This window comes from Bacillus cereus group sp. MYBK245-2, from assembly GCF_051916145.1.
GTDB lineage: Bacteria > Bacillota > Bacilli > Bacillales > Bacillaceae_G > Bacillus_A > Bacillus_A pacificus.
In genome coordinates this window covers 98,297-123,605 of record NZ_JBQAGB010000001.1, presented here as the reverse complement: position 1 = coordinate 123,605, position 25,309 = coordinate 98,297, and the positions used below count along the sequence as shown (strand labels likewise).

The following is a 25,309-nucleotide window of genomic DNA, read 5'->3' as shown; positions in this document are numbered from 1 at the left end:
TAGTATGTACTTTATTCATTAATGTTATATACTATTTCCAAATTCAAGATAATAGTGTAACATAAAATTGTAGTTTAAGTTACATAACAGGGGGGCTATTACATAGAATATATCATTAGCAATTATTGAAAAAGTATGGGAGAAATGAAAGAAGCAGGGGAGTATCAAAAATGAGAATCGTAAAGAATTTAACATTTCAAGTTATTGTGGCCATTATTTGTGGTATTGCAGTAGGAGCTATTTGGCCGAGTGTTGGACAAGAGATGAAGCCAATTGGTGAAACGTTCATCAATATGATTAAAATGGTTATTGCACCGATTATCTTTTTAACAATTGTGCTTGGTATTGCAAGTATGGGAAGTATGAAAAAGGTAGGTCGTGTTGGTGGTAAGGCATTATTATATTTTGAAATTGTTACAACTGCGGCTTTAATTATTGGTATCATCATAGCGAATGTTGTACGTCCCGGAGATGGATTAGATCCCTCAAAGCTAAAGGGCGGAGATGTTTCGCAATATGTACAAAGCGGGCAAGAAATGAAGTGGGTGGATTTCTTTTTACATATTGTACCGTCTAACATGTTTGAAGCATTTGCAAAAGGTGATATTTTACAAGTGCTGTTCTTCTCCATTTTATTCGGTGCTGGGTTAACGATGTTAGGGAAAAATGGACAACCGGTAATCGATTTTTTTGAAAGATTATCGAAAGTATTTTTTAACATTTTATCAATTGTAATGAAATTAGCACCGATTGGAGCATTCGGCGGGATGGCGTTTACAATTGGCAAATATGGTTTAAGTACACTTATTCCACTTGGTAAATTAATGATTTGTGTATATGCGACAATGGCATTATTTGTTTTTATTGTTTTAAATTTTATTTGTAAACTGTACAAATTTAGTTTGTGGAAATATTTAGCGCATATTAAAGAAGAATTACTTATTGTTCTTGGGACATCATCATCAGAATCAGTATTGCCGCGAATGATGACAAAGATGGAAGACTTCGGATGTTCGAAGCCGGTAGTAGGTTTAGTCATTCCGACGGGGTACTCTTTTAATTTAGATGGAACAACAATTTATTTATCCATGGCTACTATATTTTTAGCGCAAGTCTTTCACGTCGACCTTTCACTAGGTCAACAATTAACTATAATAGCTATTTTATTAGTTACATCTAAAGGAGCAGCGGCAGTAACAGGCGGGGGATTTATTGTATTAGCCTCTACTTTGTCAGCGATGAATGTTATCCCACTAGAAGGGTTAGCGCTATTACTTGGTGTAGATCGTTTCATGTCAGAAGCACGTGCTATCGTTAATTTAATTGGTAACGGTATTGCGACTGTAGTTGTTGCAAAAAGTGAAAATGAATTTGATAACGAGAAGTATATGAAAGTAGTAGAGGAAATGAAAAGAGAAAAAATGGCCGGGTAAAAAGTCAGCTTTGCTGACTTTTTTATTTTTGTAGAAAAGAGGTTTGTTACGATATACATTATTTACTAACAATAATTTACAAGTGTTTTATAGTGAAAGGACATAAAGACTATTAAATCAATACATAAGATTCAATAAGATATAGTGTTTCGAAAGATTATGGAATTTTTATGAATATTACTGTAATAAAATAATTTTTTAAAAATTTTCAATAATAACACTTTACAAAACTCAAAAAATTAGTAGAATAATAGTTAATAAGAATCTTCTGATAAATATATAAAGAAAAACAGAATTATCAGAAAATTCTTAAATGAGAGCGTTAAGAATTAGGGAGGGTACAGAAAGTGAAAAAGAAAAAAATGAAAAAACTAACAGCAGTTGTAGCACCAGTTTTAGCAATGAGTATGGCATTAACAGCATGTTCTACATCAGGTGGAGATAAGAAGACAAGCACAAATTCTAGCTCAGGCGGAGATAGCAAATCAGAAGAAAAATTAGCAGCGAAACAAGTACTAAATCGTACTGAAACAAATGAGATTCCAACAATGGATACTTCTAAAAATACAGATACATTAGGTTCTCAAATTTTAGGGAACACGATGGAAGGTTTATATCGATTAGATAAAGATAACAAACCAATCCCAGCTGCGGCAGAATCAAGCACGAAGAGTGAGGATGGTAAAAAATATACATTCAAATTACGTAAAGATGCAAAATGGTCAAATGGTGATCCTGTAACAGCGAAAGATTTCGTATATGCATGGCAACGTTTACTAGATCCAAAAACAGCTGCTGAGTATGCATTTATCGCATTCCCAATTAAAAATGCAGAAGCGGTTAATAAAGGCGAAAAACCTGTAACGGAACTAGGAGTAAAGGCAGTAGACGATCTTACTTTAGAAGTTGAATTAGAACAAGCAGTGCCATACTTCTTAAACTTAGTAGCATTCCCATCGTACTATCCGTTAAATGAGAAATTTGTAACAGAAAAAGGGGATAAATTCGGTTTAGAGTCTGATACGACAGTATATAACGGACCGTTCGTTCTTACTGATTGGAAGCATGAGCAAGGCTGGAAACTAAAGAAAAACGATCAATATTGGGATAAAAAGACTGTAAAACTAGACGAAATTAACTATAGTGTAGTAAAAGAAGTAGCGACAAGAGTAAACTTATATGATACAAATGCAATTGACTTCGCGCTATTATCGGGTGAATTCGTTGATAAGTATAGAAACAATAAAGAAGAGTTTGGCACATACTCACAAGTAAGTACTTACTTCTTACGTATGAACCAAAAACGTGGCGGGCAAGATACACCGTTAAAGAGCCAAAAATTACGTGAAGCAATTGCATTATCAATTGATAAAAAGAATTTATCAAATGTTATTTTAAATGATGGATCTAAGCCTGCGGACTTCTTAGTACCAAAAGGATTAGCGACTGGACCAGACGGTAAAGACTTCCAAGAAACATTTAAAAATGGTATTAAACCAGATGCGAAAAAAGCAGCAGCTGCATGGGAAGAAGCGAAAAAAGAGCTTGGAAAAGACCAAGTTACAATTGAGTTATTAAACTATGACACTGGTAATGCGAAAAAAGTTGGGGAATATGTAAAAGATCAAATTGAGAAAAACTTAAAAGGTGTAACTGTTAATATTAAACTTCAACCATTCAAACAAAAACTGAAATTAGAAACAGAGCAAGATTATGATTTATCATATGCTGGTTGGGGACCTGACTACGCTGACCCAATGACATTCTTAGATATGTTCCAGTCTAATCATTCTCATAACCAAATGAGCTTCGCTGATCCGAAATATGATGATATGATCAAAAAAGCTGGCGGAGAATTAATGGGTGATGCGAAGAAACGTTGGGAAGAGCTAGGAAAAGCTGAGAAATTACTTCTTGAGCAAGATGTAGCACTTGTACCTTTATATCAACGTGGTGATGCATACGTTCAAAAACCAAATGCAAAAGGCATCGTTCACCATAACATTAGCCCAGAGTATAGCTTCAAGTGGGCATATATGACTGAAAAAGATGGGAAATAATTTTAAAGAATAATACTATCTTGAAGTGGATGCATACAAGTTTCTTAGCTTATTTTGTAGTAAGAATCTCGTTGTCCACGATAGAAAGATAAAATGATAGAGCATTCCAAAAGTAGACTATTGACTTTTGGAATGCTCTTTTATTATGAGATTAAATGTAAATGAACCGATAGATAATTTGTATAGTAACAACTGTGAAAAATGTCTTTTACTATTACAAAAAAAATAATTTTTAGAATATTTTAAAAATAACTTTACAAAACCGGAAAAATTAGTAGAATATTAATTAATAAGAATTTTCTGATAACTAGTTATTAGAAAATCTCTCAAAATGAGTTTCGTACATATAATTGGGGAGGGTATAAAAATGAAGAAAAAGATGAAAAAGTTCACGGCAGTTGTAGCGCCAGTTTTAGCAATGAGTATGGCGTTAACAGCGTGTTCTGGATCTGGTGGGGAGAAGAAAACAACTACGACGTCTAGTGGTGGTGGGGACGAGAAAAAATCCGAAATTAAATACGCAGCGAAGCAAGTGTTAAATCGTACAGAAAACCAAGAAATTCCGACGATGGATACTTCTAAATCTACTGATACGTTAGGGGCACAAATTTTAGGAAATACGATGGAAGGATTATATCGTCTTGATAAAGATAATAAGCCAATCCCAGCTGCAGCGGAATCTAGTACGAAGAGCGAGGATGGCAAAAAATATACATTTAAATTACGGAAAGATGCAAAATGGTCAAATGGTGATCCAGTAACAGCGAAAGATTTTGTATATGCATGGCAGCGCTTACTGGATAAAAATACAGCAGCAGAATATGCGTTTATTGCTTACTATATTAAAAATGCAGAAGCAATTAATAAAGGTGAAAAACCTCTAACAGATTTAGGAGCAAAAGCGGTAGATGATTATACGCTAGAAGTAGAATTAGAAAAGCCAGTACCGTATTTCTTAAACTTAGTAGCATTCCCATCATACTACCCGTTAAATGAGAAGTTTGTAAAAGAAAAAGGTGATAAGTACGGTTTAGAAGCAGATACAACGTTGTATAACGGGCCGTTCGTTATGTCTTCATGGAAACATGAACAAGGATGGCAGCTAAAGAAAAATGATAAGTATTGGGATAATAAGACTGTAAAATTAGAAGAAATTAACTATAGTGTAGTAAAAGAAGTTGCGACGAAAGTAAACTTATATGATACAGGATCAATTGATTTCACACTATTATCAGGAGAATTTGTTGATAAATATAAATCGAACAAAGAAGAGTATGGTGAGTACTCAGAAGCAAGTACATTCTTCTTACGTTTAAATCAAAAACGTAATGGACAAGACACACCGTTAAAGAGTAAAAAACTACGGGAAGCAATCGCATTATCAATTGATAAAAAAGGTTTAGCAAACGTTATTTTAAATAACGGTTCAAAAGCAACAGATCAATTGGTTCCAAAAGGGCTTGCGACAGGACCTGATGGTAAAGATTACCAAGATACATTTAAAAATGGTCTGAAATATAACCCGAAAAAAGGTGCAGCAGCTTGGGAAGAAGCGAAAAAAGAGCTTGGTAAAGATCAAGTTACAATTGAATTACTAAGCTATGATGATGGAACAGCGAAAAAAATTGCTGACTACTTTAAAGATCAAATTGAGAAAAACTTAAAAGGTGTAACGGTTAATACGAAAATTCAGCCGTTCAAACAAAAACTAAAATTAGAATCGGCACAAGATTATGAAATTTCATTTGCTGGTTGGAGTCCGGACTATGCGGATCCAATGACATTTATTGATATGTTCGAATCGAAGAGCCCATATAACCAAATGAGTTATTCGAATCCAAAATATGATGAAATGGTGAAAAAAGCAGGGAATGAATTAATGTCTGATGCGAAGAAGCGTTGGGAAACGTTAGGGAAAGCAGAAAAATTATTACTTGAAGAAGATGCAGGAATGGTACCTTTATATCAAACAGGTAGAGCATATGTAATGAAACCGAATGTAAAAGGCATTGTGAAACATAACATTAGTCCAGAGTATAGCTTTAAGTGGGCTTATGTAACGGAAGGGAAATAATAAAAAGGAGCGTGTTAAAAGATAATTACCTTTAACACGCTCTTTTTCTATTAAATTAAATAGAGAAGAATAAGAAAAGTGGTACTGACATATAGTAGATGGGGGAGAATTCGTATAGTAGTAATAGTAAAATACTTAGTTACTATAAAAATAAAATAAGTGAAACTTCAAAAATGAGGATAATTAACAGGATGTTAATTAGTGAAAAGGTATTAATAACTAAGTTCATAGAAAAATCTCTCAAAGTTAGTTTCGTACATATAAATTGGGGAGGGTACAAAAATGAAGAAAAAGATGAAAAAGTTTACGGCGGTTGTAGCGCCAGTTTTAGCAATGAGTATGGCTTTAACGGCATGTTCTGGATCTTCTGGTGGGGAGAAAAAAACGACTACAACGTCTAATAATGGTGGGGAAGAGAAGAAATCTGATATTAAATATGCAGCAAAGCAAGTGTTAAATCGTACAGAAACGAATGAAATTCCGACAATGGATACTTCCAAAAATACAGATACACTTGGTTCACAAATTTTAGGGAATACAATGGAAGGTTTATATCGCCTTGATAAAGATAATAAGCCAATCCCAGCTGTAGCGGAATCTAGCACAAAAAGCGAGGATGGTAAAAAATATACATTTAAATTACGGAAAGATGCAAAATGGTCAAACGGTGATTCTGTAACAGCAAAAGATTTCGTATTTGCATGGCAACGTCTAGTAGATCCAAAAACAGCTGCTGAGTATGCATTTATTGCATACTATCTTAAAAATGCAGAAGCGATAAATCAAGGAAAAGCAGAAGTTTCGACATTAGGGGTAAAAGCGGTAGATGATTATACGCTTGAAGTAGAACTAGAAAGACCTGTACCATATTTCTTGAACTTAATGGCATTTGCTTCATACTATCCATTAAATGAAAAGTTTGTAAAGGAAAAAGGAAATAAATTTGGTTTAGAGTCTGATACAACGCTTTATAATGGTCCATTTGTGCTTACTGATTGGAAACATGAGCAAGGCTGGAAATTAAAGAAAAATGATCAGTATTGGGACAAAAAGACTGTAAAATTAGATGAAATTAACTATAGTGTAGTAAAAGAAGGGGCTACTCGAGTGAATTTATATGATACAGGTGCAATTGACTTCGCGCTTCTATCAGGTGAATTTGTTGATAAGTATAGAAATAATAAAGAAGAGTTTGGCGCATATTCGGAAACAAGTACGTTTTACTTACGTTTAAATCAAAAACGTGGTGGGCAAGATACACCATTAAAGAGCAAAAAACTACGTGAAGCAATTGCATTATCTATTGATAAGAAAGCTTTAACGAATGTTATTTTAAATGATGGTTCAAAACCAGTGGATTACTTAGTACCAAAAGGTTTAGCGAGTGGACCAGACGGTAAAGATTTTGCAGAAACGTTCAAGAATGGTTTAAAACAAGACTCCAAAAAGGCAGCGGCAGCCTGGGAAGAAGCGAAAAAAGAACTAGGAAAAGATCAAGTGACGATAGAGTTATTAAATTATGATACTGGTAATGCGAAAAAAGTTGGGGAGTATGTAAAAGATCAAGTTGAAAAAAACCTAAAAGGCGTGACAGTAAATATTAAACTGCAACCATTTAAGCAAAAACTAAAATTAGAATCAGACCAAGATTATGATTTTTCATATGGTGGCTGGAATCCAGATTATGCGGATCCAATGACATATCTTGATATGTTTGAAACAAAAAATTCGCAAAACCAGATGAGCTACTCAAATTCAAAATATGATGACATTATTAATAAAAGTAAGACAGAATGGATGGCTGATGCAAAAAAACGTTGGACAGAGTTAGGGAAGGCTGAAAAAATATTACTTGAAGACGATGTAGCGCTTGTACCATTATATCAAAATGCTAGATCATATGTAATGAAACCAAATATAAAGGGAATCGTGAAACATAATATTAGTCCGGAATATAGTTTCAAATGGGCGTATGTAGAAGAGAAATAAAAAAGATAAGAGCATTTTCAAGTTGCGGTATTGCACTTGGAAATGCTTTTTTATGTGCACTATTTATTGATGGGTGAATATATGTATTATAGAAAATTTAAAGGAGAATTTTATGGAACGAAATACTTACATCGATTTCCTGGCTTATTACGGAATAGGGAGTGCTCATCCTGGTGGTTTTACGTTAACAAAACAACTGTTAGCACAACTTCCTTTTAGACATGGAGCGAATGTTCTTGAGATAGGTTGCGGCACGGGAAAAACCGCAGCATATATGGCAAAAAATTTTGGATATAAAGTAACAGCGGTGGAAAAGAATGAAATTATGATTCAAAAGGCGAAAGATAGATGGTCGTTTGAAGGATTAGATATACAATTAATTGAAGAAAATGTAGAGAATTTACCGTGTTTGAATAACTCATTTGAATTGGTACTCGGAGAATCGATACTTGCTTTTACAGAGAAAGAAAGGGTTATTTCGGAGTGCTATCGTGTACTACAGAAAGACGGTAAGCTTGTTGTCATTGAAATGATTATTGGTAGGCATATTGGTAAGGGTGAGGAAGAGAAAATCGCTCAATTATACGGGATGAAAGAGCTATTAACTGAGAGTGAGTGGGTACAATTATTTCAGAAAGCAAATTTTAAGCGGGTTACTATTGCTGGCGGTGGTACAATTGCAGAAACAATCACTGCTTATATAGAAGAGCCGGAATGGAATGTATCACAATTTATTCCGAATGAGTTATATGAGGCATGGGTGCAACATGAAAATATAAGGCTTATGTACCAACACATTTTAGGGCATCGTATTTTTATATGTGAAAAATGAAGAAAAAGAGTTGGCTAAAAATAGTCAACTCTTTACTTATATTAAATGAAAAATAATGCAGCTAATGTAATTCCGAAGATAAAACCAAATCCGAGTTCAACACCCCAGCCGCAACCGCCGCCCCAGCCACAACCGCCGCCATCACAATTACCACAACCTCGACCACCACAACCGCAACCACTGAATCCACCGCCGCAACCGAATCCACAGCTGTCACATCTACTAAGGCCACCGCAAAGGTCACAGCCACCGTTTGCATATGCGTCATAGTATCCGAATCCTGTATCAAAAGATGAATGCTGTTGCATGGGCTCAATCCATACGGAATCTTTTGTCACATCGATTATTTTACCTAAATGAATACGACCATCAATGTCTTCAATTCGAACAACTTTACCGAAATAACGTCGGCACGTATCATAACATTTTTGTCTATGCATGTTTCTTCTCCTTCCGCATTACAGTAATACGATATGTAAAGGGGACAAGTGCGGCTTGTACGAATGCCCTATCTATCATAATTGTTATAGGAAAGGGGAAATATAGGAAGAGGATATATAAGGAGGAAAAGGCATGAAATCTACAGATCAGTTTCAGACATACGAAGTATCATGGGAAGAGTTTATTGAAGCATTGCGAGAGGAAATGAAGAAACAAGTAGGGGCAGATATTATTGATACAGTAGTTTGCAATTTAGAAGACGGTTTTGAAGTGTATACATATGTGCAAGGGGATTTGGATTTTGAATATAAGGAAGCACTGGAAAGGAAATACGGGAGCGATGCAAAAACTCCTAATGTGCTAACGATTATGTTATTAGCTAGTATTTATAGTACAAGTGAAGAGAATATACGTTTGCATGCGGATCATAAAGATAATCCAATTGTTGAAGTGTATGTGAAGAAATGAAACACGCTGTGAAAGGCGTGTTTTTTAATTGTCCCGCTATTTGTGGGCAGTAAGCCCCTCACCTCAAAATTCAGCGGAAGCAAAGAAGTTAGGTAGAGGATTAACTGCCCGTAAAAGCCCGATTGGTGAGGGCTAATAATCAGTGGGAAATGAACAAAACTCCCACTGATTCAAGTTTCACTTTATATGATAAAATATTAGAAAATTAAGAAAGAAGGTGAAGGATTGGGAATTAAACATCTTAATTTAACAGTTACAGATGTAACAGCAGCTAGAGAGTTTTTAGAAAAGTATTTTGGCTTAACTTGTAGCGGAACAAGGGGAAATGGCTTTGCAGTTATGCGTGATAATGATGGGTTTATCCTTTCGGAAAGAAGACTCCATCTGATTTGTATTACGGGTGAAACCCAACAATTCAGGTGGAGATGAATTGCCGTCAGCAGGTAGGCTGAACTCTTTTGTTTCGCTCATAATAATATTTGAGGACGAATGTTTGTTTCTTTTTTTCTTACGATATCATGTAGATAAAGAGGAAATAGATTGTAAGACAACGAAATTAGATAATGATTCTCATTCCGCTACTTGTTCCATTTCTTTCTAAATATTAATTTGTCAAAAATAATTTTAATACTCCTTCTAAGAAAGGTGGTGAAAACAATGGCTAGAAAGAAAGCAGTGAAAGTATTACGGAAACAAAAGAAAAGAGAAACGATGCAACGATTCACGCAGAAACAGAATATCGGACGAGCTTGTCTGACTGCAAAAGAATTTCGTTTACTTCAGCGTATGTCGCATAGTTCAAAAGCGTTGCGAAATGTTGGATTGTACACGATGAAACAAAGTTACTTGAATCATAACAGGATGGCTACTGTCAAAGAAGTGGACACTGCCATGCAAAATGATATGAACTACTCGGGCATTCAATCAAACTCTGTTCAAGCGATTCGTAGAGCCTTATTTACAGAAGGGAAGAGCTTTTTTAAGGCATTGGAACAGTGGAAGAAAAATCCCGAGAAGTTCACAGGTCGTCCGAAGTTTCCGAATTATTCTCGTTCCACTGACAAACGAATTATTGAAATCTATCAAGTGCCAAAAGTGGATGAGAACGGGTATTGGATGATTCCGATGAATGTTGCATTTAGAAAAAAATTCGGTTCTATTAAAATACGTATGCCAAAAAATTTAAGAAATAAAAACATCTCCTACATTGAGATTGTACCGAAGCAAAAAGGTCGGTTCTTTGAGGTGCATTATACATATGAAATGCACGTTTCTCAAATGAAGAAACCACCCACGACTACGAGTAACGCTTTGAGTTGCGATTTAGGTGTAGACAGATTAGTAAGTTGCGTAACCAATACAGGTGATGCCTTCTTAATTGATGGAAAAAAACTAAAATCCATAAACCAGTACTTCAACAAAATGATATGTAACCTCCAACAGAAAAATATGGACAATGGAATTGCAAAACGTATTGTAACGAATAAAATCGCTGCACTTTGGCATAAACGAGAAAGACAAATAAACGGTTACATTGCACAAACTGTGGGCCTATTGTTCAAAAAAGTGAAAGAATTCGATATAGATACGATTGTTATAGGGTATAACGCTGGTTGGAAACAAAAATCTCATATGGGGAAAAAGAATAATCAAAAGTTTGTTCAAATCCCATTTCAGAAATTGATTGCAGCGATTGAGAATAAATGTGTAAAAGAAGGCATTCGCTTTTTTAAACAAGAAGAAAGCTATACTTCAAAAGCTAGTTTTCTTGATAAAGATCCGGTTCCGGTTTGGTCTAAGGATGATAAGACGCAGTATCGCTTTAGTGGCAAACGAATTACGCGTGGTCTGTATCAAAGTAAAGCAGGAACATGTATCCATGCTGATATTAATGGTGCGCTGAATATATTGAAAAAATCAGGAGTTGTAGAATTGGATGACAATCTGAAAGTGAAAACGCCGATTCTATTAGAAGTGAAAAAACGTAAGGCTGTTACTTCGCGCATAGCTTAGTGGGTGCGTCAACCATCCATGTGTACGCGACTTGTCGGGGCTTGTAGCACACGCCGGAGTCATCTGAGTGGTGGCTTCTTCCACAAGGGAGAACTGCTCTTTTTCGAAAGGGTGGTGCAAGTGGGAAAACAATCGTTCTTTGTCAGTACCAACCAAAAACATACTTGGGGTGTTACCGTAGGGTAGCATGAATGCTAGAGCGTCAAACTGTCTAGCGATAGACGAAAAGACCTAGTGTTCGAACTCAAGCCCCTACTGAAAGGCTTTATCTCAGTGGGGGTAGTTGACGTGGAAGCACCTGGTGGATTTACAATAGAAGTGATGTGTTAATTCAAAAATCAAACTTTTTGCTATGTGTTTTTAAAATAAAAAGTAGGAAAAGTCTGTTTTAAGTGTAGAGCTTAAACAGGCTTTTTTACTTATAGTATCGGATAGAAAACGCTAGAAGGAATCATATTCAGCTTTTATAACTGTTTACATAATAAAGTTATGCTGTGTTCGTTGTCCTAAAATACAAGTCATATATCTTGTATCCTCTCATAAATTTAAACATAGGAATTTGTCTACAAAGGTGGCGAAGCCTCATCATGAAAATTCGAATTTGTGCCACATTCATGTTGTTTCTATTTATATGGTTACATCCTTTTTGGACTTTTGCAAAAGGAGAGGAGGCAAAGGAAAGGGTCGTTTCACTTGTATATGATGATTCGGGCAGCATGAGAAATAACGATCGCTGGAAATATGCCAATTATGCTTTGCAAAGTTTAGTTGCGCTATTAGATGAAAAAGATAAATTTTCTTACGTTCCAATGAGCAAGCCGAATGATCCATTAAACATTTCGTTAACGAAGGATAAGAGACAAACGGAAATTGAGGGAATTGGAGCGTGGAAAACGTATTTAAATACTCCGTTTAGCGCAGTAGAAACGGCGATGCAATCTATAAAAAAGGAAGCAGATATAGATGGGAAACGTGAATTTTGGCTTATTGTCTTAACTGACGGGGCATTTAATGATTTAGAGAAAGATAAGATTGGCGGAAAAGAACAAATTACACAAAAGTTAGCACAGTTTAAGAAAGAAATGGATGCAAAAAAGATATCGTTACATCCAATTTTAATTACGATGGAAGAGGATTTAGGACAGCAAGAAAAGGCACAACTAAATACGTTTAAAGAAATATGGAAAAAAGAGATAAATGGAGTTACGATGCCATCTAGTGGAGAGGATGGTATTGTAAAAAGCGTCAATCAAGTGGCGGCATTAGTTGCAAATCGTGATCCGTTCTCCTCTGTTGAATCGATTGTGAAAACGAAAGTGGTAGGAAAGAAAGTAGAGATTACAACACCATTTCCGTTAAAACGTATGACGCTTGTGCGACAATCGCCTTCTTTGTCTAATTATCAGGTCACACAAATTTCTAAACCATTACAATTACAATCTTCTTTTTCCATACATGCACCAGGTGAAGCGAAATTGTTCGGAAATATAGTTCATATCAGTACGGAAAATGAAGAAGTTATTAAACCAGGAACGTATACGATAGAAGTGGATCGAGATATTGAGAAAGAAGGGTTACAAGTACTAGTCGAACCGGCGCTTAATTATACTGTTTCTACTTATGACAAAGAGGATAAGGATAGAAAAAATGTTGAGGAAATGTATGAAGGTGTGACAGCTGTTATTGAAGCAAAACCTACTGAGTTGCCAGTTCAGTCTTCTTACTTTCAGGCAGAAGTAGAAATAGGCGGAAAGCAATATGCGATGAAGTGGGACGATAAAAGACATGTATTTTATTACGAAACGAAGCTTACTAAAGGATTAGTACGCGGGAAAGTTCATATGAACATAAAAGGATTTTACAGACAGACGAAAGAATTTAAAATCGAAACAACGAAAAAGCCTGAATTATCTCTTCGAACTGTCACGAAAGATTATGAAGAAAAAGTAACGAATTTAGAGAGTAGTAAACCATTTATTATACAACCACAGTTAGATGATAAGCCGATGACAGAAGAGGCTGTAAAAAAACTATTAAAATCTACTGGTGTCACATCTAAACAATCCATCAACTATGAAATAAAACAACATGGTAATCAAATTTATATTTATCCTCGACCTCATTACTCCGACACGTTCAATTTTACAGATACCGGCACCGTAGAAGCTACCATCGTAGTGCAGGATTCAAAGTTACAAGAAGTAAAGAAAAACATAAAACTCCACATTCAAGATGCACCGTTTTATGAAAAGTATGCGCTTATTTTTAAGTTTGTTATTCCTATCACTTTATTACTGTTAATAGTAGGAATAATCGTTTTAGGATGGATTGTCCGTCCGAGATTTCACCGTAAAGCACTATTGTATTACGAATGGGATCAAGAGGTAGCGAAAGATTGGTTATATCAATCTGAGCCAGAATTACTGAAAAATAAATGGTGGAAGCATTATTTTGGTATTCCGTTTAGGGCAGAAAGAAAGACTGTGCAATCCGTTACGTTTATAGCGAAGAAAGGATCAAAATCGATATTTGTAGCGAAAGAGTCACAAGTAGTAGGAATGATTATTGATGGGATGTTTATAACAGAGGATGAGGTTGGAATGGAACATAAGACACTATATCCAAATGAACTTTTAGTAATTGATAGAGGATATGGTAAGGAGATTTACAAATACGAGTGTGAATAGTAGGTGGGGAGAAGAGGAGAATGTTATCTTTCCCTCCTCTTTTCAAACAAGCAAGAATAGGAAGGTGGTTCACATGACGTTACAAGTTCCAACGATATTAATTGGTTTAGGTGGAATCGGTAGTACTGTGACACATCAAATATATGAAAGACTGCCTGAGGAGCGTCGAAAAAAGGTAGCAATGCACGTATTTGATACAGACGTGAATACATTGAGTAAATTTGATCATATTCGAAAGTTTAAGACGCAAACGAGTTCGAGCAAAACGCCTAGGGAGTATATTGCAGGAGATCCAACGATTCCAGAATGGTTTCCGATGGACCCGACTATACTTGATAAACCACTGACAGAAGGGGCAGGACAGTTACGCGTTATTTCCCGTTTAGCGTTACGTGCTGCGATGAAAGAAGATAAACTCACGTCCTTTTGGCAAGAAATTGAGAAGATTTTTCCAGTTACGAGCGATCAAACAGAATATGGAGTGCGTGTCATTATCGTAACATCACTAGCGGGCGGAACAGGTTCAGGAATGTTTCTACAAATTGCATTATATTTACGTGAAATGCTTCGGAAAAAACTGCAGCATCACAACATTTTAATACGCGGTGCATTTCTAATGCCGGATGTGTTAGTGAAGACGAGAACGGTTAGTGCGAAAGAGTTTGAAACGGTGCAAGCAAATGGCTATGCCTCGTTAAAAGAATTACATGCTATTACGCTTGGCTCTACTGGAGAATTATCAAAACGCGGCGGGGTTACGATTGAATTAGAGTATCGACCGGATCAAGTAGATGAGGACGGAAGAACGAATCATACAATTAAACAACACCATTTACCGTACAATTATTGTTTCTTATATGATTACGAAAATTTACATGGACACCATCTGCACAATTTATCAGATTATATGGAGCAAATGGCAAATACGATTTATTTACAGTTATTTAGTCCGATGTCCGCAAATCATTTTGCACAGGAAGATAATCAAATTCAGCAATTAGCAGAATCAAGTGGGAAAGGACGATATTGCGGAGCAGGAACGGCAAAGATTATTTATCCGTATGAGCATGTGTTAAAATATTGTGCTTTAAAATGGGCCGTGCAAGGTTTAGATGAATCGTGGCTTCATTTAGATCAATTGTTTCAAGAGAAAAAGCATAGATATGACCAAGATGTAAAACGTGGTATGCAGCGTGAAAAGCCAGAGCGCGGGAAAAGTTATTTAGAAGATTTAGAACATCTTGCTACTCGTCCAGAGCAGGCTCATATTTTCTATAGACAAATGTACAATGAAACGCGTGAAGGAACAGAAGGCGGTAAGGTTGGTGTTGCGAAATCTAAACTGTTTTTAGAAGCTGTAGAAAGCTATGTACAGCGTACGGTACAAAAAGACGAGGAATTAAATCGTCTGCAGCATGAGTGTAAAATTTCGGCTGCGAAACTGAAAATGATGGAACAAATGAAAGGTGAAGTAGCAAGGGTCGATCATGCGGTTCGTTTATATGCGTATGCGATTCCGAGCCGTGTACATGAACATGTAACGACACTTTTATATGACATGATTGAATCAGACCGTTTTTCACCGAGTGGTTCTGAAGGCCAGTCATATCAATTAAATACATGGTTTTTAAAGAAAACAGATCCAGTTCATCCAGTAGCAGCTCGTTTTATGTTGTATGAAATTCGAAAGCAGTTAGTGGAAAAAATGAATCGACTACATGAAAATAATGAACAAAAGCGTAATTTAATTCAAAACTACGATAAGAAATTTAATGTGAGTAACATTGATGGAACGGTAACAGCTGTACGCCGAGTAGAAATTGCGCAACAACAAGGTTGGTTCGGAAAAATGATTAATAACCAGCAGCGTTTATTTAAAAAGGAATTTGAAGATATTGTAACGCAGTACGTACACAAATTAAACGAATACCGTAAAGAAATGCTATTAGAACTCGTTTATCAATCGCTATATCAAGCGGTTAATAAAATGATTCAATATTGGGAAAGGTTTTTTGATAATTTACATGAAACACGTGAAAATTTATTGTTCGAAATTCAAAAACGAAGCAAAGAATTTGAAGGGAAAACAAACCCAACGAATGTATACGTATTAGCGGAAGAGAAGTTACAAGAAAAGATATGGCAAGATATGCAACAACATTTAAATTTAGGTGTATTACCGAAAGATATATCAGCAGAAATTTATATGAGCTTATACGGGGAATATTGCCGGGATGCGAAAACAGAAGAGATTCAATCGAAAAAGGTAGAAGACTTTTATCGTGAGCACATACTAAGCTATTGCTATGACGAATTACAAATACGCTATCGCGATAAATTAGAGCTGAATATCGTTGAGGCATTACGAAAAGAAGCGGATTATAAGAATCGTGATCGTGATGAATATGTTCGTGAAAAAATTGAAGACTTGTTCCATTTAGCAAGTCCATTCGTGCCGAAAGTTTCTCATCATAGGGAATTACAATATTGGGGCATACATCCATCTTTAAAGAAAGAACTGCAAGAGGAATTAATGCAAGAAATGTTTAAAGAAAAAGATACAGTAAATGAAGCTTTCTCGCCATTTGAAGTCATTTGTTATCGTGCACATTACGGTTTATCACTACAAGACTTTCCTAAGCTTTCGTCTGGACATATTGCAAATGGATTTATGAATGATAAAGGTGATTATTTTCAGTCGTACTATCGCCGTGTAAACAAGTTGAATAGTAAAAAATCTAGTTTAACACCGCATTTAGATAAGTATTGGCACTTACCAGCATTCATGCCAGACTTAAATGCAACGCAAACGAAGTTAGATTATGATAAATGTAATCGAGCTCTTCTATACGCGTATATGTATCGCTGGATAAGTTTAGTTGCTGTTGATGGTCAGTTCGTGTATCAATATAACGGTGTTGGACGTAGCTTCTTAATTCAGTCGATGGGTAAAAATATTTCAAGTGAAAGTTATAAATTACACAGAGCATTGCTTCATAACCCATTTATTTATGAAAACATTTTGTCCAGATTTGAAGAAGAACAAGAAAAGGCGATGATACAAGGTGGACATTTATATACGCATCCATTTGTATTAGGTGCTCAAGATATTAGATGGCTACGTAAAGAGCATGTCCATAATATTTTAGATATGATTTTAATGTATGACCGTGAAGCGAAATATGATCCAACGTTAGAAGAAACTTCTGATGAATTATTAAGGCTGTTCCTTGATGAAATTGAGTTATATTTCCAAAACTATTACGGTACAGGTGCTGATATGGTTGCCAAGAAAGAGAAAGAGATGTTTATTAAACAATTGTGGGATCGTTCGTACGCGAAAGGATATGTAGATCCAAATAGTGCGCCTTATAAAAAGTGGCAAAATTTATTAAGCGTTCATGATGAAGAAGAAACGCCAAAAACGAATGTATAATGAATGAAAAGGGAATCCTTAAAAGTGGCAATACAACTTTAGAAAAGAGGGATCCCGATGCCGTTTTTAGGAAGTGTATATCAAATATTTGGATTGTATCCAGAAATTTATTATGGAATGATTTCAGCTGAGCTTGCAGAGCAGCAAAGATTGGAAGAAGTGGAAAACGAAGAACCAGAAACAGAAGTGTAACTGTATAAGAAGCTTCAAAATAAAAATGATAACACGCTACTTGTTCTTTAAACGTATAAGAACGAGTAGCGTGTTTTTGCTATTTAATAATCCCATTTTCTAAAATTTTAATAGTAGGTGCTACTTTTACGTTAGCTTTTGAAAAGGCACTCGGCCAATCGTCTTCAACTTTTTTCCATTCTTCATATTGAAACGCTCTCGCATAATCACCAAATCCGAATGGATCAAGCTGCTGTTTTTGAATGTTGTGGATTAAATCGTTCAAATCTTTGTTTAGTTGTTTTGTAATAAGAGAAGTTAATTTCTTTCTATCTTTGTCTATATCCATATTGAATGTAAGTTCAGATACAGCGATTTTTAAATTCATTTTAACATTAAATTTGAAGCGGTTATCGCTATAGTCTGTATGGATATCACGATTCATGCTAAGAACATTTATTGTTACGAAATCGCCGCCATCGGTATCTTTTAAATCACTATTACTTTCAACTGAAGTAGAAGGGATTTTCAATGTAAGCGAAACCGGTGTATTCGCTTTCTTTTGTAACAAAAGAAGAAGGGCGCTTTCATAACGATTTAATGACATTTTATAAATTCCGCGAGAAGTTAATAGCGCGGAACCGGTAACGATAACATCTTTTTTACCTTTTTTTATTTCTGAAATAGCAGGTGTTATACCTTTATTAAACGTTTGCCTGTGAAATTCATGGAATGTTGTAAAAACGGTCCGATTGTACAGTTTGTTCGTATTAATTAAATCTGTTAAATACTCGGGAAGGGCAGGCTTGTCTTTAAAGTTATTATATATAACTGAAGAAATTGGACCGTCTACTGCAACCATACGCATGTTTCCAGTGTTTTTAGGATCACGATACCAAACATCAAGGTAAGGCATAGCCCCTTCTTGTTTTAAAAAATTTGTGCTAAATAAAATGAGCTGTAACTTTTCTGTAGATACTAAACCGCCACTTGAACTATTAAACGTTGCTTTTGCTTCTCGAGGTGTACGTACTTTCGCTTCATGTGTTTCGTACTTTTTTTCTACGTCTTCATTAAAAATAGGATTTACGTGGTACACAATTAATTTTCCTTTTGCTTTTGCGTCAAAGCCGTAAATTAATGAAATCGATTGTTTTTCTAAGTCGAGTCGATCTCCACAGCCTGTTAAAAAGGTTATGAGAAAGTAAAGTATAGTGAAATGAATAAAGCGCCTCATTTAAACTCTTCTCCTTTTCCAATGCTGATAAAGTGTCATGTATAAGAGAAATACGACTGGAAATAGAAAAACGATAAAATAACTGGCAGTTCCCCAAAAGTCTCGCAAAGCACTTATTTGGTAAGAGGAAGGGATATAAAAGAATAAGACAACAATACACCCGAATAATAAAAACCAAATAGGTAAGGAACTCCCTTTTTTGTTAAGTAATTGATTGATTCCATCTGAAGCAGTAAATATGTAAGGAATGCAAGAATCAAAAATAATGAAGAGATAAAAAGATAAAAAGATAATTTCAAACCGTTCAAGAAATGAAAAGTGAAATGGTGTAACAAGAGAAAGGGTGGGCCATAAAAACTTTGTTATACCATCTGGACTAAAATAAACGAAAGAAACGAACGTGACTTGAAGATAGAGAAATAGTGTAATTAAATTTGCGATAACAATCCCTTTTTTTGCAGAGGATTTGTTATTCAAATAAGGATAAAGGATAAATGCAAACTCAAATCCAAGAAATGCAATAATAGTTGATTTTACGGTGTTTAAAACTGGTATCCAGCCCTCTTTGAGGAGAGGGAGAAGGTATATCCAATGCCCATCTTTAAGAGGGATAAACAATAGCAAAGGCATCCACAGTGTGAAAAACACAGTGAAAACAGCATAGCGACTTATAATAAGAACGCCTTTACATGCGAGCATAAGCATGGGAATAGATAGTAAAATCATAATTAAAAACATTGGAGTTCTAGGTAAAATCCAAATGTGAATAACGTATAAGAGGGAAAAAATTAAGGAAATAGCTGCAAGGACAGCATATAAAATCCAAAAAATCATTCCTGCTCTTCCTAGCCACTTCCCAAGATAACGAGTTAGCACATCGAGTAAAGTATACCCAGGGTGTTTTTCCATGATTTTCACAATACATAGACTGACTAAAGTAGTGATAGCGCATCCAATAATAATAGAAATCCATCCATCTGTATTTGCCCCTTGTGCAACTTCACGAGGAAGTGTAAGGACACCGAATCCTACTTGAACACCACTAATCGTTAAAATGTATTGAAATAAACTAATCTCCCTCTTTGCACGCTTTGTCACTTCTCTTCCTCCGTTCCTTCTATATCGCTTTGTCGATTCTCTTGTTTTAAGTTAAGGGATAATGGGCGTTTCTTCATTATTTTCCATGGTAAACGTATAAGAATATCTTTTAAATCCGAAGCAAATAACGGAGAAAACGGACTACCATAAGGAACACCGAGAGATTCCATGGAAAGTATATGAATAATAATGATTGCCATCCCAACCATAATGCCAATGACACCAAATAAAGAGGCAATTATCATCATTGGGAATCGAAGAAGGCGAATTCCTGCAGACATTTCTAGGTTAGGGATGATGAAAGAAGCGACTGCAGTAATAGATACGACGATAACCATAACATTACTTACTATTCCTGCTTGAACTGCAGCTTGTCCAATAACAATTCCTCCTACGACACCAATGGTTTGTCCAACGGGTCCAGAAAGCCGAACTGCAGCTTCGCGGAGCATTTCAAGTACTAATTCCATCAAAAGTGCTTCTAATATAGGAGGAAAAGGAATTTTAGCTCGAGATTCTCCAATCGTTAACAATAATTTAAGGGGAATCACTTCATAATGAAAGGAAATCATAGCAATATAAAGAGCAGGAGCAAAAATTGCAATAAATAATCCAGTGAAACGAAGTAATCGTATAAAAGATGGAATCATTGGTCTGAAGCTGTAATCATCTATCGTCTGAAAAAAAGCTGAAAAAGTCATTGGTCCTATTAATACGCCTGGTGAACGATCTACAACAACAGCAATTCGCCCATCCAGAATATGATGTGCTGTTGTGTCAGGGCGTTCAGTTATTGATAATTGCGGAAAGAGAGTATAGGAATTATCTTCAACAAATCCTTCTAATTCTCCGGTAGTAAGAATGGCATCTACTTTGATTGATTCGATGCGGCAGGCCATCTCTTGTACAACATCTTCGTTTGCAATGTCTGCTAAGTACAGCAAAAAAACTTTTGAAGTAGCTCGTTCACCAACAGTGAATTCCTTTACTTTCAATTCGCGATTTGGAATATATCGACGAATAAGTGCAAGGCTGTCGCTTGCTACTTCATTAAATCCTTCGTGTGAGCTTTTTATGGCGCTTTCTGTTGTAGGTTCTTCAATGCTCCTTTTTGGTGCCGCTTGCGTATCAAGCTCTAAAGCGGATAGTTGCCCGTTTATAAATAAAATACTTTTGCCGTGCAAAAGAGATTGTTCAATGTCTGTCCACTGTTGAACTTTTTTAATATTTCCGATAGAAACAGAGGCTTCCCAAAAATCGTCTTCATTCCACTCTTTAAATAAGAGAGGACGAAGGATGTTTACGTTAATAACAGTTTTGTCTACAAGTCCTTCCATATATATAAGTGCAGCTTCCTGTCCGTTTTTTAATGGAAAAGTGCGTGTTATTAATTCTGGAATACCGCTAAACAGTTTGGACAAATGCTTTAAATTAAGGGAAAGGGAAGAAGAGATAAGTTTATTTAATGTATGATCAGCTTGCTCTTGGGTAGAAAAAGATTTTTCACCACGAATCCATTTATTAAAAGACCCCATTTGTTTGCTTACTCCTTGTTATGTTTTATCCCGATTGGTGAGGGCTGATTAAAGTTTCACTTTATATGGGTTATTATGGATAGTTCCAAGCTCACATATGCGTAGTTTAAATTTTATATTGTATATTTTTAACTTTAACGCTATAATTATAGTGTTAAAGATGGAATCGTGATATGACCTGTTATGAATCTATCGTTTTATTTATGAATAAATGGATTGGTATTTTAGCAAGATGTGCTAATAAACTACTCCACCATGATAATAACGTGCCGAAATGTGGTGCGTATATTTTCGTGGTGGAGTTTTTTTATTCTCAAAAAGGGGGAAAGACCATGAATAACAACATGGTTCATATTACAATTGACGGAAAAAAGTATACAGCGGAGCCCGGTTCAACGATATTGGGTGTTATGAACGAGAACGGGATTGAACATCCGCAAATTTGTTACGTGCCAGAAGTAGATCCTATTCAAACATGTGACACTTGTATTGTAGAAGTTGACGGAAAGTTAATGCGCTCTTGTTCGACAGTAGCGACAGAAGGTATGAACATTGAACGTAACTCTACTCGTGCGAAAGAAGCACAAACAGAGGCGATGGATCGGTTATTAGAAAATCATTTATTATACTGTACAGTATGTGACAACAACAATGGGAACTGTAAACTGCATAATACAGCAGAATTAATGGAAATCGAACATCAAAAATATCCTTATGAACCGAAAGTAGATGTAAGTGAAGTTGATATGACGCATCCGTTTTATCGCTATGACCCGAATCAATGTATTGCATGTGGTCAATGCGTTGAGGTGTGTCAAAACTTACAAGTAAATGAAACGTTATCGATAGACTGGGAAGCGGAGCGACCACGAGTGATTTGGGATGAAGGAGTAAATATTAATGATTCTTCATGCGTGAGCTGTGGTCAATGTGTAACGATTTGCCCTTGTAACGCTTTAATGGAAAAAACGATGCTCGGTGAAGCTGGATTTATGACGGGATTAAAACCAGATATTCTTGAACCAATGGTAGATTTAATTAAAGAAGTTGAGCCTGGATATAGCGGTATTTTTGCGGTATCAGAAGTGGAAGCGGCCATGCGTGATACTCGTACGAAGAAAACGAAAACAGTATGTACATTTTGTGGTGTAGGGTGTTCATTTGAAGTGTGGACGAAAGGACGTAAAATTCTTAAAGTACAACCTTCTTCTGATGCGCCAGTTAACGCAATTTCTACCTGTGTAAAAGGAAAATTCGGTTGGGACTTCGTAAATTCTAAAGAACGAATTACGAAACCTTTAATTCGTAAAAATGGAACGTTTATTGAATCTACATGGGAAGAAGCATTGAATGTAGTTGCAAGTAAATTAGGAGCGATTAAAGAAGAGTACGGAAAAGATGCTATCGGTTTTATATCTTCATCTAAAATTACGAATGAAGACAATTATGTGATTCAAAAATTAGCTCGACAAGTATTTGAAACGAATAATATTGATAACTGCTCACGTTATTGTCAATCACCAGCGACAGACGGATTATTCCGTACAATTGGTATGGGCGGAGATGCTGGAACGATTAAAGATATTGCACAATCTGGTCTTGTTATTATTGTAGGTTGTAATCCGACAGAAGGTCATCCTGTTTTAGCTACACGTATTAAACGTGCACATAAATTACACGGACAAAAATTAATTGTGGCTGATCTTCGTAAAACAGAAATGGCAGAGCGTTCAGATGTCTTTATTAGTCCAAAACAAGGAACAGATCAAGTATGGTTAATGGCTGTTACAAAATATATGATTGATCAAGGCTGGCATGATCAACGATTTATTGATGAGAATGTAAATTTCTTTGAAGATTTCAAAGAGAGCCTTACAGCATATACACTTGAATATGCAGAAGAAATGACTGGTATTTCAAAAGAAACACTGATTCAAATGGCTGAAATGATTCGTGATGCAGATGGTACATGTATCCTTTGGGGAATGGGGGTAACGCAAAATACAGGTGGATCTGATACTTCCGCTGCGATTTCAAACTTACTACTTGCAACAGGTAATTATCGTCGTCCAGGCGCTGGTGCATATCCGCTTCGAGGTCATAATAACGTACAAGGTGCTTGTGATATGGGTACTTTACCAGGATGGCTTCCTGGATATCAGCACGTTACGAACGATATGGAACGTGCGAAATTTGAAATGGCTTACGGAGTGAAAATTAATAGTGAACCAGGTCTGAATAATATTGAAATGCTTCACGCGATTGACGAAGGGAAAATGAAAGCTATGTATCTTGTTGGAGAAGACATGGCTCTTGTAGACTCTAATGCAAATCATGTACATGAAGTATTATCAAGCCTTGATTTCTTCGTTGTGCAAGATGTTTTCTTATCTAAAACGGCTCAATATGCAGATGTTGTATTACCAGCAGCGCCATCTCTTGAAAAAGAAGGTACTTTCACAAATACAGAGCGTCGTGTTCAAAGACTATATCAAGTTCTTCCTACGCTTGGAGATGCGAAGCCAGACTGGTGGATCGTGCAGGAAGTTGCGAATAAATTAGGTGCAAACTGGAATTATAGCCATCCAAGTGAAATCTTTGCTGAAATGGCAAGTTTATCACCACTATTCTCACAAGCAAACTATGAAGTACTGGAAGGATGGAATAGTTTCCATTGGGGAAGTTTTGACGGCACGAATACACCATTACTTTTCCAAGATGGATTTAACTTCCCGGATAAAAAAGCTCGTTTTGCGATTGCTGACTGGGTGCGCCCAGCTGAATTCCCAGCTGAGTTCGACCTTCATATTAACAATGGTCGTATGCTTGAGCACTTCCATGAAGGGAATATGACAAATAAATCAACAGGTATTCAAACGAAAGTGCCTGGCGTTTTCGTCGAAGTTTCTCCAGCACTTGCAAAAGAACGTGGAGTAAAAACTGGTTCATTAGTCCGTCTTGTCTCTCCGTTTGGAGCGTTAAAATTACGTGCACTTGTAACAGATCGTGTAAAAGCGAATGAGTTATATTTACCGATGAACTCTACAGATAATGAAACAGCAATTAATTTCTTAACAGGTCCTGCCGTTGATACGCGTACGAACACACCTGCTTATAAACAGACGAAAGTGCGTATGGAAGTGCTGGAAGTTGAGGGTGAAAATCCGATGCCAAAAGCGAATCCGCGTAATAAAAAACGTCACCCTCAAGCTGGTATTGAGGTACATCGTAAGTGGGCACGTCCAGGGTATGTGCATTTAACGGATAAGTAGGAGGAGAAAAATATGGCTGCACCTATAAAAATGATTCAAAAACAAGAATTAACTGAGGAAGAAATAAAACAGAAAAAATTAGATGATTTAAAAGAGCTTCTAGCTAATAATGAAGACGCTCTAAATCAAATGTTTAACATTGTAGGGGAATTGAATGATATTGGCATGTTAGAAGCTGCAAATTCTATGCTAAAGGCGAAAGAACCAATCGCAAAGATTGTTCTTGGCCAAGTGACTCGTGAGCCGGTTACAAATTTAATTAATAATATGATGGGGGCTGCAGGTGCTCTAACAGAACTTGATCCGGAACTTACGAAAAAGCTTATAGGTAGCTTATTAGTAGGGCTAGAAGAAGGTAATGAACATCTAGAGAGTAATAAAAAAGTAGGGGTATTCGATCTTATGAAAGTATTGAAAGATCCAGACATTAACCGTGCTATCGGATTTGGGCTTCATTTCTTAAAAGGTATGGGTAAAGGGTTAAAAGACGAGTAACCTTCACGAGGTGAATCCTTTCGCCCAAATGTTTGTACGAAATAGTTTGGGCGGAAGGCTCATTTTGG

At 36.1% G+C, this 25,309-nt stretch carries 16 protein-coding genes and 1 pseudogene; 13 read left to right on the top strand and 4 right to left on the bottom strand.

Annotated features, from left to right (window positions below):
- Positions 1–170: 170 nt before the first annotated feature.
- The 5 genes from ACTFRN_RS00590 to ACTFRN_RS00570 all read left to right on the top strand — a co-directional run bounded on the left by ACTFRN_RS00590 (position 171) and on the right by ACTFRN_RS00570 (position 8,388).
- Positions 171–1,433 carry a dicarboxylate/amino acid:cation symporter gene (locus tag ACTFRN_RS00590; RefSeq protein WP_001223615.1) on the top strand — a complete coding sequence of 421 codons (1,263 nt, stop codon included), beginning with the start codon at positions 171–173 and terminating at the stop codon, positions 1,431–1,433.
- Positions 1,434–1,780: 347 nt separating this feature from the next.
- Complete coding sequence (locus tag ACTFRN_RS00585) at positions 1,781–3,493, top strand: peptide ABC transporter substrate-binding protein (RefSeq protein WP_000727524.1); 1,713 nt, start codon at positions 1,781–1,783, stop codon at positions 3,491–3,493.
- A gap of 367 nt (positions 3,494–3,860) precedes the next feature.
- Positions 3,861–5,567, top strand: coding sequence for a peptide ABC transporter substrate-binding protein (locus tag ACTFRN_RS00580; protein WP_000728457.1), 1,707 nt, complete (start codon positions 3,861–3,863; stop codon positions 5,565–5,567).
- Between the two features lie 282 nt (positions 5,568–5,849).
- A complete protein-coding gene (locus ACTFRN_RS00575; RefSeq protein WP_000728473.1) occupies positions 5,850–7,556 on the top strand; it encodes a peptide ABC transporter substrate-binding protein in 1,707 nt (568 codons plus the stop codon).
- A 112-nt stretch (positions 7,557–7,668) separates the two neighbouring features.
- Complete coding sequence (locus ACTFRN_RS00570) at positions 7,669–8,388, top strand: class I SAM-dependent methyltransferase (protein ID WP_000440859.1); 720 nt, start codon at positions 7,669–7,671, stop codon at positions 8,386–8,388.
- Positions 8,389–8,429: 41 nt separating this feature from the next.
- Here ACTFRN_RS00570 and ACTFRN_RS00565 read toward each other — a convergent pair whose 3' ends face one another.
- On the bottom strand, positions 8,430–8,828 hold the full coding sequence (locus ACTFRN_RS00565; RefSeq protein ID WP_000554981.1) for a hypothetical protein: 399 nt from the start codon (positions 8,826–8,828) through the stop codon (positions 8,430–8,432).
- Positions 8,829–8,961: 133 nt separating this feature from the next.
- On the opposite strand from ACTFRN_RS00565, the gene ACTFRN_RS00560 reads away from it, so the two are divergent.
- The 6 genes and pseudogenes from ACTFRN_RS00560 to ACTFRN_RS00535 all read left to right on the top strand — a co-directional run bounded on the left by ACTFRN_RS00560 (position 8,962) and on the right by ACTFRN_RS00535 (position 17,625).
- Entirely contained in the window at positions 8,962–9,297 is a 336-nt protein-coding gene (locus ACTFRN_RS00560) for a hypothetical protein (RefSeq protein WP_000842919.1), read from the top strand.
- Positions 9,298–9,522: 225 nt separating this feature from the next.
- A pseudogene (locus ACTFRN_RS00555) lies at positions 9,523–9,666 on the top strand (VOC family protein); the annotation flags it as partial.
- 288 nt (positions 9,667–9,954) lie between these two features.
- Entirely contained in the window at positions 9,955–11,310 is a 1,356-nt protein-coding gene (locus ACTFRN_RS00550) for an RNA-guided endonuclease TnpB family protein (RefSeq protein ID WP_000101453.1), read from the top strand.
- Positions 11,311–11,897: 587 nt separating this feature from the next.
- On the top strand, positions 11,898–13,997 hold the full coding sequence (locus tag ACTFRN_RS00545) for a vWA domain-containing protein (protein ID WP_000702086.1): 2,100 nt from the start codon (positions 11,898–11,900) through the stop codon (positions 13,995–13,997).
- A gap of 73 nt (positions 13,998–14,070) precedes the next feature.
- The gene (locus ACTFRN_RS00540; protein ID WP_088106465.1) at positions 14,071–17,433 is read left to right on the top strand and encodes a tubulin-like doman-containing protein; all 3,363 of its coding nucleotides are present in this window, start codon (positions 14,071–14,073) and stop codon (positions 17,431–17,433) included.
- A gap of 57 nt (positions 17,434–17,490) precedes the next feature.
- Complete coding sequence (locus ACTFRN_RS00535; protein WP_001116176.1) at positions 17,491–17,625, top strand: hypothetical protein; 135 nt, start codon at positions 17,491–17,493, stop codon at positions 17,623–17,625.
- Positions 17,626–17,704: 79 nt separating this feature from the next.
- Here the strand turns inward: ACTFRN_RS00535 and gerSC are convergent, their stop codons facing one another.
- Genes gerSC through gerSA form a run of 3 tightly spaced genes read right to left on the bottom strand, consistent with a single transcriptional unit; the run spans position 17,705 to position 21,474 of the window.
- The gene (gene gerSC / locus ACTFRN_RS00530) at positions 17,705–18,841 is read right to left on the bottom strand and encodes a spore germination protein GerSC (RefSeq protein ID WP_001252219.1); all 1,137 of its coding nucleotides are present in this window, start codon (positions 18,839–18,841) and stop codon (positions 17,705–17,707) included.
- Positions 18,842–19,939, bottom strand: coding sequence for an endospore germination permease (locus ACTFRN_RS00525; protein WP_000166502.1), 1,098 nt, complete (start codon positions 19,937–19,939; stop codon positions 18,842–18,844). It abuts the gene before it with no gap.
- Complete coding sequence (gene gerSA, locus ACTFRN_RS00520) at positions 19,936–21,474, bottom strand: spore germination protein GerSA (protein ID WP_440038031.1); 1,539 nt, start codon at positions 21,472–21,474, stop codon at positions 19,936–19,938. The genes ACTFRN_RS00525 and gerSA overlap by 4 nt, the downstream gene beginning before the upstream one ends.
- Positions 21,475–21,806: 332 nt before the next feature.
- On the opposite strand from gerSA, the gene fdhF reads away from it, so the two are divergent.
- Both fdhF and ACTFRN_RS00510 read left to right on the top strand, forming a co-directional pair.
- Positions 21,807–24,746 (top strand): formate dehydrogenase subunit alpha, encoded by a 2,940-nt coding sequence (gene fdhF / locus ACTFRN_RS00515; protein ID WP_001063661.1) that lies wholly within the window; start codon positions 21,807–21,809, stop codon positions 24,744–24,746.
- Between the two features lie 12 nt (positions 24,747–24,758).
- Positions 24,759–25,241: a DUF1641 domain-containing protein gene (locus ACTFRN_RS00510; protein WP_000729887.1), complete on the top strand. Its 483-nt coding sequence runs from the start codon at positions 24,759–24,761 to the stop codon at positions 25,239–25,241.
- Positions 25,242–25,309: the final 68 nt, after the last annotated feature.